The organism is Paenibacillus sp. (assembly GCF_031177825.1).
Lineage (GTDB): Bacteria > Bacillota > Bacilli > Paenibacillales > YIM-B00363 > Paenibacillus_AE.
In genome coordinates, this window is the sequence record NZ_JAPSKE010000005.1 from 1 (window position 1) to 14,389 (window position 14,389).

Sequence of the window (14,389 nt, forward strand, 5' to 3'; positions counted from 1 at the left end):
GTTACTCACCCGTCCGCCGCTAACCTTGCCCCGAAGGACAAGATCCGCTCGACTTGCATGTATTAGGCACGCCGCCAGCGTTCGTCCTGAGCCAGGATCAAACTCTCCAAAAAGGGTAGTTCAAACTGCTGCGCTCATTACAAGCTAGCTTTACTTCTTTAAAAAGCATATGCTTTGGAGATTTTTTCTCGGCGAGTGCCTCGCCTGCGAAAAAACTCCGACTCATGTTCAGTTTTCAAGGAGCAAGCTTGTCTTACTCGGTGTTGCTTGTCCGACTCGCTCTCGCGGCCGGAAGACTAATGTACCACATTCGTACGATACATTTCAACTGGTAATTCATTACAGTCTCGATGTCGCCCCCGCGCTTGCGGCGGATTCATAATATAACACCGCGGACAGCTCGTCACAAGCGCTAAAATACTTCCACCAAACTTAGGCCCAGGATGTGAAACGGGCCGCCCCCGAAGCGAACGATCCGCTTCGGAAGCAGCCCACAGCCTTCAATTATTGCCCGATGTCGCCGCGCCGCTCCATCAACCTCAAAATCATCGCGGCGCCCTGCGCCCGCGTCGACGCCGACGCAGGGGAGAACGCGCCGTCGCCCATACCGTTCATCAAGCCGAGCTCGCGGGCAAGTTCAACCGCTCCGATCGCCCAACCGGCGATGTCCGCTCCGTCGCGGAACGCGCCGACGCTGCCCTCGCGCGCGAGCTGATCGGCTGTCGCCTTCGCTTGCGATTCCAACCCGAGCGCCCGGACGATGAGCACGGCCATCTCCTCGCGCGTTACCGCATCGTCCGGCCGGAAGTAGCCGTCGCTGCCCTGCACGAGCCCGAGCGCGGCGGCGCGGGCGATGGCGTCGTAGTGCCACGCCCCGACGGAGACGTCCACGAACGTCGGGACGGCGTCCGGCTCGGCGTCCCCGTCTTCGCGCCGGACCAACACTTCCACGAGCAGCTTGCTGAACTGCGCCCGCGTCAGCGGCTGCTCCGGCCGGAACGAACCGTCCTCGAAGCCGTCGACGACGAAGCGCGAGGCGAGCGCCTCGACATCCCCCCGCGACCAATGGCCGGACAGGTCGGCGAACGTCTTCTCGGTCGAAAGCACCGCGTAGACGCCGAACGTCGTCAGCTCCACCGAGAGCGTCGACTTCTTCGAATCGAGTACGCCGCCGACGTACCGCCATGCGCCGCCCTCCAAGCGGTAGATGCCTAGCTTCCGCGGATCGATGCCCGCGGCCGCTTCAGCGTCGTACTTCAGGGTCAACCGGAACGGCTGCCCCGTCGCGGACATCGAGCCGACCTCAAGCCGGTAAGCGTCGCTGTAGCCCGCAACGCGCTTGGGCAAAGCCAGCGACTCGAGCGCAAGGCGGCCCGCCTTCAGCTTCCGTTCCGCGTCGAACGTCCCTGCGGGGAACCTAAGCACGACGCTTCCGCCGAAGCCGCTCCACGCCGTCGTCGCCGGACCGAACGTCGCTTCCTCTTCGTCGACCAGGTCGACCGGCGGTGGCGGCGGTGGCGGCGAATTACCGGAAGAGCCGTCCCCGTCTCCGCTGGGAGCCGCGGTCCGAAACCGCACGACCGCTTCCTCCGAGACGTTCCAATACGTATCCGCCGACAAGAGCGTCGCCTCGTAGTCCGTCGACGGCTGCAGCGATCGAATCTCCGCCTTGCCGACGCCTTTCTCGACATACGTCGACTGCGAATACGCGGCATCGCCGACCTTGCGCCAGGCGACGATCATACTTCGGAAGTCGGCATCCGCCGGATCCGTCCAGACGAGGTCCGCCCGATCGACGCCCACGTTCGTCGCGCGCGGGGATCCGGCCTGCGCCGGCGGCGTCGCGTCCATCGCGAGCGCCGGCTCGTCGACCGTCGCGCCGCGGACGATCGCGCCTTCCGAGCGTTCGTCGGTCGGATTGACTGCGATCTTCACCTCGTATTCCGCGCCCGGCAGCAAGCCGGAGATCGCGGCGAACCGGGCGCCGACCGGCACTTCTACGCTCTGCTGCTGCGTATACAGGGCGTCCGGGACGGCTCTCCAATATACCCGGATGCGATCCGTCTCCGCGACCCCCGTCTCTTTCCATCGCACGAGCAGCTCCTTGCGGCCGGAGACGATTCCCGGGGACTGTACGGTTAGCGGGCCCGTCGCGGTCGCCGTACCCTCGTATGCCTGCTCCATCGGGACGGAGGCGTAACTCGTCGGTTCCGTGGACACCCGGATCGTATAAGCGGCGCCGACCTCCAACGCCGCTTGGAAGCGGAACGTCCGGGCGACGCCCCGGCCGTCAGCCGTCTCCGCGGCGTCTACCGCGGCCAGAACCCCGGGAACGTTCTCTCCGCCCCTGGCGAGAGCGACGTCCTCCGGCCCGAACGAATCGACCAGCATCGGCTTGCTGAACGTCAGCAGGGCGCCGTCCACATAAGCGAGCAGCTCGTCGATTCGCGGCGGCTCGAGCGACGTCATCGGAATGTTAACGTCGAAGTGCGGCGGCAGCACCGTCAACTCCACGCTCTCCGCCGGGAGGTAGCCGTTCTTTTCGTACGACACCTTCCACTTGCCTTCGGGCACATCCCAGCCGTACTTGCCGTTCGCGTCCGTATAGAGCGGGTTCGATTGACCGTACCAATCCGCGTCCCACGGGCTCCACGAACCGTCCTGCGGATCCTGATAGAAGATCGTAGCTTTCACGCCTTCCAGACGATTCGACGCGACGGCTTCGTACACGTACCCGCTCGGGTCCCAAATCCAGACCGGATCGGCCACTTTATCCTCGTTCTTCGGCTGATCGTCCTTCTCGTCGTCCTCCGGCGGCTCCTTGCAGCGATCGATCGCGCCCGCCGCGGCCATGTCGTCGCGCCATTTTTTATTTTCCTCGAAGTCCTTCTTCAGCAAATCCAGCTCTTGCTGCCACGTCGCCTTCGCGGAGTCGCCCAGAATCGTCAGCGCGGTCGCGAAGACGAGTCCTCCGACGCCGCCCGTAACGACGCCCGCCACCAAGCCGATCCCGGCGGTAATTTGTTTCAGGACCAGCATCTCATGCGCCCGTTCGAAAATGCGCTCGGTCTCCTTAATATAATGGTTGACCGAAGGCGCATGACATTCGCTGTTAATAACTTGGTTCTGGAAGTCGAGCAGCTGGTCCGCGTAATCGGTGAAGTCGAGGGCATCCTCGACGTACCCTTTGGCCGCGTTCAGGTGACCTAGGACGCCTGTCAGCTTGCTCTCCGGCGAAACGAAGCTCATTACGTTCATGACATGGTCCGTGTTGATCTGGTCTCCCGCGAGCTGCGCTTCCGCGGCGAACGCTTGGAAGGCGAGCTGCGCCTCCCTCGTCATTGCGCTCGTCGGGACGATGCTGGAGAAGGTCACCGCTCCCGCGGCCGGGTTTTTCGCCACGGCGAAATTCGTATAAGACGAAGTCGGTCCTTCGATGCCCTTGAGCGAGAGGCGCGCATAGGCGACCTTCCCGTCCGGGAACGTCATCTTGAACGCAGGGGAATGGAAGAAGCCGTCGGCCGCGCCCGTTCCGAATGCCTCCGCCGTCTCCGCCTCGTTCGCCCGGGCGAACGTCGTGTCCGCGAAGCCGCCCGTCATCTCGCTCCTGCTGTATTGGCTCCACTGCTCCGCCGTCGGCGGCATTCTCGCCTCGACCGGCTTCGGCGCGACGTCGTACGTAACGTAAATCCCCGTCTTCAGCGAGTGATTCGGGATGAGGTAACCGCTGAATTCGTTCGTCTGCCCCGTCCGCGTCGCCGGAATCGGCGTGTCGCCGACCCAGAAGGTCACGTTGGAGACGCGGTCGGCTTCATTGATTTCCGCGTCCAAGAACAACGGCATGCCCGGCACGATCACGTACGGGAACTTCGAGACGCCCTTCGACGGATCGAGCGTCACCACCCGCCCGTCGGATTGCTGCATCGTCACGCTCTCGATGACCGCATGCGTTTCGTCGACGGACACCCGGACGGTCTCGGATTGCAGCGTGCCGCCTTCCGCGGCGACCTTCGCCTGAAGCCCGTAGACCGGGCTCTCCCGCCAGATCGCCGACTCCGGCTTCGACGGCAGCGACACCGTCGCCCCCCAGAAGCCGCCCGGGGACGCCTCCGCGACGCCCACCGTCTCCCGGTCGGCGAAGATCGTCACTTGGCTGCCGGCGGGCGCCCGTCCGCTGACGTAGATGTTCTGCGAAGCGGACAGACGCGGCGCTTCCAACGTGACGGATACGGGCGTTAGATAGACGCTGCCGACCGTCTCCTCCCGAGGCTCGGTCTCGTTCGCAAGCCGGAAGCTCATGCCAAGCCGCGCCTCCGCCCGCGCGGCGAACGACGCCGCCAGCTTCAGCCGGTACGTTACGGAACCCGGTCGCAACCGCTCGACCGCTCCGATCGGGACGAGGTACCGCCCGTCGGACTGCTTCGTCGGCGAGACGACGGCGCCGTTCAAGACGACGCTGCCCTCCTCCAGCGTCGCGCCGGCCGGGATATCGAGGACGAGGCTCGCTTCGGCGGCGTTCTGGCTCGCCTCGAGCCGGTAGCTGCCGCGCAGCGTGACGATCTCGCCCGGCGACACCTCGTTCTTCGCGTGAAGCGCGTTGCCTTCCCTCCCGAAGAACGCGAAGGCTTGCGCGGGCATCGTAAACGGCGGAATTTCGACGATCTTGCCTTCTTCGACCGCGACCTCGCGGGCTACTCGCTTATAGCCGCCGGTCCGGCTCCGCTCCGTGAATTCCAAACGGTATTCCCCCGCTTGCGAGAGCCGGAAGGAATACGTTCCGCCGGATTGCAATGTCATGGAACCGACATGCCTCCAAGCGTTCCCTTCCCGTCGGGACACCGCGCCGCCGAGGGTCGCATAGTCGGTCACGCCGTCGACCCGCCCGACGATCCGCCCTCGTTCCGTCAGCTCCAGTCTTGCCGTCGCGTTGCGTTGGTCGTCCAGCGTCACCTTCGCGCATACGCGGTGATTGTCGTCGAGCAGCCCTCTGGAGCATACTTCGACAGCGTCACCCGGCGACGCCTCCATCGGAATGCGATTGTTCCCGCCCTTCCACGCGTCGGCGTAGACGCCGTCCTTCCCGCCCGTCACCGTAATGCCGTAGTCGACGGCTTGCCGCCAGTCGTCCACCGGCAGCCGCTTGGATTCCTCGTCCAGCGGCGAATACTGCAAATGCACGGTAAGATACCCTCTTCCGCGGTCCGTCACCCGCAGAATCCGCTCGAGATCCGATCCGACCTCGATACGGACCGACACGGGCTGCGTCATCATCTGGTACGACGGCGGACCCTTCTTCTCGGCCCGAAGCGTGTAATCCCCGGTCGGTCCCCGAAGCGTATAGGCGCCGGAAGCGTCGGTTACGGTTTTATTTTCGATGCGGCCGCTCCATACCAGAAATACCGTCGCTCCCGGGACGGGCTGCCCTCTCTGGTCGGTGACGACGCCGCGAACGGCGCCGTCCGGCCGCAGCGCCGCCGATACGGCGAGCTCGTTCGCCCCGGGCGCCAACGTCGCGCGCCGGTCCTCCGGCGTCTCGTAAGCGGCCGGAACGTCGAATCGAACGACGATCTCCTCCTCGACGTAACGCGCGGCGCGCATCCGGTAGCCGTAGTCCGCTTCCCATCGAGCCGTCTCGAGAAGCCTGCCCCCGGCATCGTAAAACCGAACCGAAGCGCCCCGAATGTCTTCGCCTCCCGCCGTCGTCAGCTTTACCGCGAGCGACGCGGAAGGCTTCGGCGACAAGGCCGCCTCGGCGCGTCCGCCGCTCTTCACCTCGAGCTCCGCCCGCTCGCGGAGCGTCACGCCCCGAGCGTCGATCAATTCGATCGCGTAGACAGCCGGTCCCGGCAGCGGGACCGTCGCTTCCGGGACATCGCCGAGGCGGACCCCGCCTTCGTATCGAAGGGTTTCGCTTCGACTCTTGAACCGCACCCAGCCTCCCCGCATGTGCCCGGCGTAGTCGCCCGTCAGCTTCACCGTCGCCTCCCCCGCGATCTTCAGCGGGAAGGCGGACGGATCCGCCTCGGCCGATACGTCGGGCGCTCCGACCTGCTCGGCGCGGATGCCCAAGACGTCTGTCGCGCCTTCCGGCGGCACGAACGCCGCGCGGTAGACGCCCGTCTGCGACGCGTCCTCCGTCATCGGCAGCGTCGCCGTCTTTTCGCCTTCCGACCCATACCGAACGACGGCCTGCGCTTCGATGCCGGACGTGCCGAACGCCTGAATCGCGACGCTGGCGCCCAGCGGGAGCTGCCCGCCGATGCGGTTCGGATGCGACCAAGTCACCGTCGACAGCTGCGATTCCGGCTGCTCCGCGTCGGTGCACGGCCCTTCGAAGCAGGCGATATGAATGCTGCTGCCTTCGCCTTCGCCCGTCAAGAACGCCGCGCGGCTGCCGTCGCCGCTCAGGAACGGAGCGGTCACCGATTTCGCTCGATTGCCGATATGCGTCCATTCGCCCGCGACTCGATCGTACCGAATGGAACCGCGGTCCGAATCGAAAGGCTGCGTGCTCGGACTTCCCGGCGTTCGATTGTAATACGAGAAGGCGACATACCGTCCGTCCGCGCTGATCCGCGGCTCTCCGAGTCCCAGATTCAATCCTTGACCCAGATGGGAGGCGATCGATTCCGTCTGTCCCGATCGCCGATCGTGGACATAGACGCGAATATCTCGGTATCCGACGACCCCTTGCAACGCGATCGTTTGCCCGTCCCGGGACAACGAGACGCGCAATGCGCTGACGAGCCCATCGTCCCCGAACGGCACCGGAACGTGCTCCACCGTATTCGTGCGGGTATCGTACACGTACAAGCGCCGAACCGCATCGTCCTGCCACCCCGGCATATTCGTCGCCGACGTCAGGAACGCCGCATAGCGGCCGTCCCCGCTGATTGCGGGCGACGAGCTGAAATCGTTCGCGATTTCCCCTTCGTTCGTCCTGCTGAGCAGCTTCACCGTCTTCGTCGGACGATGATATAAGAAGATGTCGGTATGCTCGTTGTCGTCGCCTTCCACGACTTTATTTGAATCGCTCGCGAAAACGAGCCATTCCCCGTCGTCGCTCATCGCCAGATGCTTCGGATCGACCGCCCACACCGGAAGGACCGGATCGGAGTACCCGGTCGTGTCGTCGTAAATATACAGATCCGGACTCGTGACCAACGTCACTCGGGTCGTATACGCCAGGAACTTCCCGTTGCCGGACATCGCGTACAGTCCGTCTTGGATATACTGACGCGGATCGGATAAATGTTGAGGCAGGCTCCCGATCCGCTTGTAGCGCTTCGCCGGATCTTCCTCCAGCACGTCGTACGTATACACGTTATACAAGCTGTTCGACGTCGTCGAACCCGGTAGCGAGTACAGCCGCGCGATGAACGCCGCCACCGTGCCGTCCTTGCTTAGCGTCGGCGAATAGATGCCCTGGTTGTACCCCGCGTTCTCCGGTACGGCCGCCGCCTCGGCCGAATAGCGATGGAACGACCCGGCCCGAATCCACAAAGCCTGCTCGCTTCGATTGCCGGCCCGGTCGAGCGCATAAATCTCGTACTGGAACAGTCCGCTCTCCGGCAGGCCGGCGTCCAAGTAAAATAAATCCCGGGTCTCCCCGAGCTTCGCGCCGTCCCGGAACACCTCGTACCGATCCACGGTCGAATCCCGCGAATACGAGCCGTCCGGATTCGGTTCCCGTTGGTACGGCGGATCCCACTGCAGCAAAATCTGATCGTAGGCGGGGTTGGTCCACCCCTTGGATTCCGGCTCCATCGGCTTCGTCTCGTCGAACTCCACGAACTGCGACGCGGACGCCGGACTCGTCAGACCGTCCTTCTCCGCCGTCGCATAGAATTCGTACACCCCGGTCCCGCTCCATAACGCCGCTCCCGTTTCGAACGAGCCGATATCGCCGTATACCGCTTCGGTGACATAGACGCTGCCGCTCTCTTGAACGGCGCCGTCCTTGCGGTAGTAGATGCGGACCGTCGACTCCAGCGGCGCCGTCCCCCGAATCTCGACTTCGGAAAACGCGACCGCAGCCGGCATCGGCTCGAGCGCCGGCGCGGACAGCGTCGGGTCCGCGAGCGACGGCGACTCGATCTCGCCGAGCAGCTGCGCGACCGTCTCGAGCGGCGCCGGTTGTTCGTCGGCCGCCCGGATCGGTACGGCGGGCGCCGTCGACGTCGCCAGCACGGACGCGATGACCGCGGTCCATATCGTCTTGCGTATGCTTCGCATCACGTGGCAAGCGCCTCCTCGTTCCTCGTTCTTCGTAAGAAACCGTAAACTACGTTCATTCTAACGAGTGCTCCCCTATGACAATCGTGACGGTTTGTCACGACTGTAGTCATAGAAGACCAAAGAAGGAGTCGCTATAGAGCGATGGTCTTAGCGAAAAAAAGACCGACGGGGCGACTTTCGCCCCATCGGCCTTCCTTTTCCCCGCTTAGACCATGACTTTGCAAATATCGTTCGTGAACGCGACCGGATCCTGCACCGGCAGCCCTTCGATCAGGAGCGCCTGGTTGTAGAGCAGGTTCGTGTATAGGTTCAGCTTCTCCTTGTCGTTCGCGTGCGCGGCTTTCAACGAAGCGTACACGGGATGGTTCAAATTGATTTCGAGCACCTTCTCGGCTTGGACGTTCTGTCCGCCGTTCGGCATCGCGTTCAGCACTTTCTCCATCTCGATCGTGATTTCGCCTTCCGTGGAGAGGCACACCGGGTGGGACTTCAGCCGCTTCGACGCCTTCACCTTCTTGACCTTGTCGGACAAGAGGCTCTGCATGTACTCGAACAGCTCTTTCGCTTCGTCCGTTTCCTTCGCCGCATCCTCGCTCGCGTCCGCCTCGATGCCGAGATCGCCGCTCGACACCGACTTGAACTCCTTGTCCTTGTACTTCTGAAGCATCTTGATCGCGAACTCGTCGATTTCCTCCGTGAAGTACAGCAGCTCGTAGCCTTTGTCCGTCACGAGCTCCGCCTGCGGCAGCTTCTCGATGCGCTCGATGGAATCGCCCGTCGCGTAATAGATGAACTTCTGATCTTCCGGCATGCGGGAGACGTATTCGTCGAGCGTGACTTGTCTTTTCTCCTTGGAGGAGTGGAACATCAGCAGATCCTGCAGGTCGTCCTTATGCGCGCCGTAGTCGCTGTACGCGCCGAACTTCAGCTGACGGCCGAACGCCTTGTAGAACTCCTCGTACTTCTCGCGCTCGTCCTTCAAGAGGGAGAGGAGCGCGCTCTTGATTTTGTTCTTGATGTTTTTCGCGATCAGCTTCAGCTGGCGGTCATGCTGCAGCATCTCGCGGGAGATGTTGAGCGACAAGTCCTCCGAATCGACCATGCCCTTCACGAAGCTGAAGTAGTCCGGGAGCAGGTCGCCGCACTTGTTCATGATGAGCACGCCGTTGGAGTAGAGCTCAAGCCCCTTTTCGTATTCCTTGGTGTAGTAATCGAACGGCGTCTGGCCCGGGATGAACAGAATCGCGTTATACACGACCGCGCCGTCGGCGCTGACGTGCAGATGCTTGATCGGCTTGTCGAAGCCGTAGCGCTTCTCGAAGTAGAAGTTCTCGTAGTCCTCGTCCTTCAGCTCGTTCTTGTTCTTGCGCCAGATCGGCACTTGGCTGTTGACGGTCTGCTCCTCCGTAACGTCTTCCCATTCGTTCTCCGCGCCTTCTTTCTTCTTGCTGCGCGTGACGTCCATCTTGATCGGGTAACGGATGAAGTCGGAGTACTTCTTAACGATGTTTTGCAAACGGTACGTCTCGAGGAACTCGTCGTAGTTGTCGTCCTCCGTGTTCGGCTTGATCTTCAGCACGATGTCCGTGCCGACCGTCGCCTTCGTTCCGGGTTCGACCGTGTAGCCGTCGGCCCCTTTGGAGTTCCAAACATACGCCTCGTCGTTGCCGAGGGCGCGGCTCGTCACCGTCACCTCGTCCGCGACCATGAAAGCCGAGTAGAAGCCTACGCCGAATTGGCCGATAATGTTATGGCCGTCTTTGAGTTCGTTCTCCTGCTTGAAGGCCAACGAGCCGCTCTTCGCGATGACGCCGAGGTTGTTTTCGAGATCTTCCTTCGTCATGCCGATGCCGGTATCCGAAATCGTTAGCGTGCGATTGTCCTTGTCGGGCGTTATCTTAATGTAGTAATCCTCTTGGTTGAACGTCAGCGAGTCGTCCGTAAGAGCTTTGTAGTAAATCTTGTCGATCGCGTCGCTGGCGTTGGAGATCAATTCTCTTAGGAAAATCTCTTTCTGCGTATAGATGGAGTTGATCATCATCTCCAACAGACGCTTGGATTCCGCCTTAAACTGCTTCTTAGCCATGCGTTCGGTTCCCTCCACATCGATTCTGCCGCGTAGTGATTAGCACTCTATTGAACTGAGTGCTAATTCTCCTTTTTATATAACATACTCGATTTTTCCATGTCAACCGCCAGTCCGTCCACCGCTTCCCTCGTACACGGCGTGACGAGCGACAGCGGCTTGCCGACGGCGGCGCGCGCCTGCTCCAGCGCTTCCTCCGGCTTGCCGAGCTTCTGCAGCGTCAACGCGTAATAATAGTAGGATTCGGCATGCTTCGGCTTCTTCTCGACCGTCTTCTCGTACCACGCGGCGGCTTCCTCGTACCGTCCGAGCATGTAGTACGTCTGCGCAAGGTTGTCCAGAATCGAGACGTCGCTGTCGTTGTACTCCTGCGCCTCTCGATTGATCGCGAGCGCTTCCTCCAAATCTCCCCGCAGCAGCTTGAAATAGCCGAGATTCGCGTACACGGTCGTATTCTTGTATTCCTTATGTACTTCTTCCAGCAGCGCGACGGCTTCGTTCCGCTTGCCCTGCAGCCACTGCGCGGTCGCCAGGTTCAGCTGCCCCTGCATGCGCGGGATGCCGGGCTTCGTCTTCGGCAGCGCCTCTTCCAGCACGCGCTCCGCCTTGGCCGGGTCGCCGGCCTTCATGAGCAGGTACGCGTAGCCGATCGCTTGCGGCGGCTTGGCGTTCCGGAAGCTCGTCGATGTTTCGAAAAGGCGGAGCGCCCGGTCGAGGTTTCCTTTCATAAATTCCGCATTGCCCCGCCCGGCGTACCAGGTCGGCCTAAGCGCGTAGAAGGCGATTAGGAACAGGACGACGATAACGAGTAGAATAACGGCTTGGACTGGCGGCATAAGGCAAGATTCCTCGCTTTCGGATCGGAAGTGTCGCCTCTATTATAGCCGATCCCGCCGATATCGCCTAAACCGCCGTTGCGGCGGGAGCCCGCTTCGTCACCTTCAGGGACATCAGCGCCGCGTAGAAGCATAAGAACCCTGCCAAGAGAAAAGGAACCGTATACGAGCCGAGCCACTCGCGCATCGCCCCGCCGCCGTACGCCGCGACGGAGGCGCCGACCTGGTGGGCGACGACGATCCACCCGAACATCATGCCGGCGGCCCCGCGCCCGAACCGCAGCGTCGCGAGCTTCGCCGTCGGCGGCACCGTCGCGATCCAGTCGAGTCCGTAAAATACCGTGAACGCGAGCATCGCCGCATCGCCGGCCTGCAACGCGTACGGCAAAAACAAGAGCGACACGCCCCTCAGACCGTAATACCAAAACAGCAGCTTCCTACTGTCGAATCGGTCCGACAGCCAGCCCGACAGCGTCGTTCCGATCAGATCGAACAGGCCCATGAGCGCCAAGAAGCCGGCCGCCGTCACCTCCGGCATGCCCAGATCGCCGCAAGCGGCGATCAGATGCGTGCCGATCAGACCGTTCGTCGACAGCCCGCAGAAGAAGAACGTGCCGGACAACAGCCAAAACGTGCGGCTTCGAAACCCTTCCCGCAACGCGCGAATCGGCTCGACGAAGACGCTGCCCCGGAACGGCGCGGGCGTCGTCGGCTCGGCCTCGCCGTACATCGCGAGGCCCGCGTCGGAGGGATGGTTCCGCATGAACAGCGCCGCCGCGGCGAACAGGACGACCGCGGCGCCGACCGCGGCGTACGTCGCCGTCCGCCAGCTCGCCTCCGCCGTAATCGACGCCAGAATCGGCAGGAACACGAGCTGCCCCGTCGCCGCGCTGGCCGTCAGCAAGCCGAGCACCAACCCTCTGCGCTTCGAAAACCACCGATTCGCGACCGTCACGCCGAGCACATTCGCCATCATGCCGGTCGCGAGCCCGGCGACCACGCCCCAGAGCAGCAAGTATTGCCAGAGCGACGTCATCAACGGCGTCAATGCGAGCGCGGACGCCAACACGCCGAGGGAGATCAGCACGACGCGGCGGATGCCGTATTTCTCGAGAATCGCGGCCGAGAACGGACCGACGGCGCCGTACAACAAGATCCCGATCGAGAGAACGGACGAGATCGCCCCGCGATCCCACCCGAACTCCCGCTCGAACGGAAGAATGAACAGGCCCGGCAAGGCGCGGATCGCGGCGGATACGAGCAGCGTGACGAAAGTGACTCCGACGACGACCCATCCATAGTGAATTCGATTCCCTATCGCTTTCATCATAACGGTTTCCTTCTCCCTATTTTGCTTGTACATACAAAATAAATAAGAAACGAAAGCTGTCTTCCTCTAGGAGTCCAGCTTCGCGCTCGCTTCGTTCATCGTCGTCGCGAGCCCCTCGGCGAACGTCTTCCCTAGCAGTTCCTCGTATTTGAAGCGGAACCGCTTGGACGCCTCCCGCAGCGTTCCGTGCATCTGTTTTCCCTTCTCCGTCGGGTACACGAGAACGGTCTTGCCTTGCACCCTCCGCTCGACGAGCCGCTTCGCCTCCAGCTTGTCGACGAATCGAGTCAGCGTGGAGGGAGCGATCGCCAGCTCCTCGGCCAACGTCTTCTGCGAAGCGCCGGGCGTCTCGATCGCGAGACGCAGCAAATATCCGTACATAGGCGACAGGCCGGTCTCCGCGAATTCTTCCTCCGCTATTCTCGTAATCGCGCGGCCGAGTCGGTTCGTCGTGAAAAACAAGCATTCGTTCAAAAAAGCAGGCTTCATGCCGCCGTTGCCTCCTTCCAATGCCTTTCTTCGTTTGTATGTACAACTAATATAATGGAAGGCAGCGACCGCTGTCAACCGATGCGACAACCAAACGATCACGTCGGCCCGCGCGGCTTGGCGGGCGACGCTTACGCGTCCCCGCCGATCCGCACGACGGTCCGTCCGCGAACCGCGCCTCGGAGAATGTCCGAGAGTCGCTGCGGCAGCTCGTCGAAGCCGATTTCGTCGGCGATCTCCTCGAGTTGCCCGGCCGGCTTCCATTCGTTCGCCATCGCTTGCCACAGCTCGGCCCGCGTCTTCATCGGGCAGACGACCGAGTCGATGCCGAGCAGATTGACGCCGCGCAGTATGAACGGGAATACGGACGCCTGCCACTCGCCGCCGCCGGCCATGCCGCTGACGGCGGCCGAACCGCCGTACTGCAGCGAACCTAGTACATGGCGCAGCCCTTCGCCGCCGACCGGATCGATCGCCGCGGCGAACCGCTGTTTCAGCAGCGGGGACGGCTTCTCCGGCGCGAGCTCGGCGCGGTCGATGACGTCGGTCGCCCCGAGGCGAGTCAAGTAGGCTCGTTCCGCCGAAGCCCTGCCCGTGCTCGCCGTTACCGCGTATCCCGCCCGCGCGAGCATCGCGACGGCGAGGCTGCCGACGCCGCCCGCCGCCCCGGTCACGAGCACCGAGCCGCGCTCGGGCCGCAGCCCGTTGTCCTCGAGCCGCCGGATCGACAGCGCCGCCGTAAAGCCGGCCGTGCCGAGCGCCATCGCCTCCTTCGGCGACAGGCCCTCCGGCAGCGGCACGAGCCAGTCGGCCGGCAGCCGGGCCAGCTCCGCGAAGCCGCCGTCGTGCGAGACGCCGAGCCCGTAGCCGGTCGCGACGACGCGGTCGCCTTCGCGGAAGCGCGGCGCGCTGGATTGCACGACGACGCCCGCGAGGTCGATGCCGAGCGTCCGCGGATACGCCGCCACGACCTTGCCGTTCGGCGTGGCCGCCAGCCCGTCCTTATAATTCACGCTTGAGTACGCGACGCGAACCGTCACCTCGCCCTCCGGCAGCTCCTCCGCGATCCGTTCCTCGAACCCCGCCTCGAAGCCGTCCGCCGACTTGCGAGCTGCGAACGCCCGATACTTCTCCATATATCCGCTTCCTCCGATCGCTAATGAGCATGGATTATGCGAGGGGAAATCTTTTTCCATCCATTCTACCAAACGCCCCCTCCCCTCGCTATTCCTCCGTACACGTTTCGGCACCAGAAGCGCCGTGGGAGGGGGACCGCCATCACCTGTATACCTTCATTTTGTAGGGAGCCGAGCGAGGGGACCACACGAGGTCCACTTTGTATTGTGGCAATCAATCGGGGCGTATCTCCGCAATTTTCACGGCACTCCGCACCAAAAATTGAGGAACTCA

General features: G+C 62.8%; 6 protein-coding genes and 1 rRNA gene. All 7 read right to left on the reverse strand.

Translation table 11 applies throughout. The features are described from left to right. Positions 1 to 113 (reverse strand): 16S ribosomal RNA (locus tag RIN49_RS07440); the annotation flags it as partial. 391 nt (positions 114 to 504) lie between these two features. Further along, a complete protein-coding gene (locus RIN49_RS07445; RefSeq protein ID WP_309119812.1) occupies positions 505 to 8,235 on the reverse strand; it encodes an S-layer homology domain-containing protein in 7,731 nt (2,576 codons plus the stop codon). A gap of 208 nt (positions 8,236 to 8,443) precedes the next feature. After that, positions 8,444 to 10,324, reverse strand: a complete 1,881-nt coding sequence (htpG, locus tag RIN49_RS07450; RefSeq protein ID WP_309119539.1) for a molecular chaperone HtpG — start codon at positions 10,322 to 10,324, stop codon at positions 8,444 to 8,446. A 62-nt stretch (positions 10,325 to 10,386) separates the two neighbouring features. Further along, on the reverse strand, positions 10,387 to 11,160 hold the full coding sequence (locus RIN49_RS07455) for a tetratricopeptide repeat protein (RefSeq protein WP_309119540.1): 774 nt from the start codon (positions 11,158 to 11,160) through the stop codon (positions 10,387 to 10,389). 67 nt (positions 11,161 to 11,227) lie between these two features. Further along, entirely contained in the window at positions 11,228 to 12,490 is a 1,263-nt protein-coding gene (locus RIN49_RS07460) for an MFS transporter (RefSeq protein ID WP_309119541.1), read from the reverse strand. A 66-nt stretch (positions 12,491 to 12,556) separates the two neighbouring features. Then, complete coding sequence (locus tag RIN49_RS07465; protein ID WP_309119542.1) at positions 12,557 to 12,979, reverse strand: MarR family winged helix-turn-helix transcriptional regulator; 423 nt, start codon at positions 12,977 to 12,979, stop codon at positions 12,557 to 12,559. Positions 12,980 to 13,110: 131 nt separating this feature from the next. Further along, entirely contained in the window at positions 13,111 to 14,115 is a 1,005-nt protein-coding gene (locus RIN49_RS07470; RefSeq protein WP_309119543.1) for an acrylyl-CoA reductase family protein, read from the reverse strand. Positions 14,116 to 14,389: the final 274 nt, after the last annotated feature.

Coding starts and splice junctions, on each gene's coding strand:
- RIN49_RS07445 (WP_309119812.1), bottom strand. CDS start 8,235: ATGCGAAGCATACGCAAGACGATATGGACCGCGGTCATCGCGTCCGTG.
- htpG (WP_309119539.1), bottom strand. CDS start 10,324: ATGGCTAAGAAGCAGTTTAAGGCGGAATCCAAGCGTCTGTTGGAGATG.
- RIN49_RS07455 (WP_309119540.1), bottom strand. CDS start 11,160: ATGCCGCCAGTCCAAGCCGTTATTCTACTCGTTATCGTCGTCCTGTTC.
- RIN49_RS07460 (WP_309119541.1), bottom strand. CDS start 12,490: ATGATGAAAGCGATAGGGAATCGAATTCACTATGGATGGGTCGTCGTC.
- RIN49_RS07465 (WP_309119542.1), bottom strand. CDS start 12,979: ATGAAGCCTGCTTTTTTGAACGAATGCTTGTTTTTCACGACGAACCGA.
- RIN49_RS07470 (WP_309119543.1), bottom strand. CDS start 14,115: ATGGAGAAGTATCGGGCGTTCGCAGCTCGCAAGTCGGCGGACGGCTTC.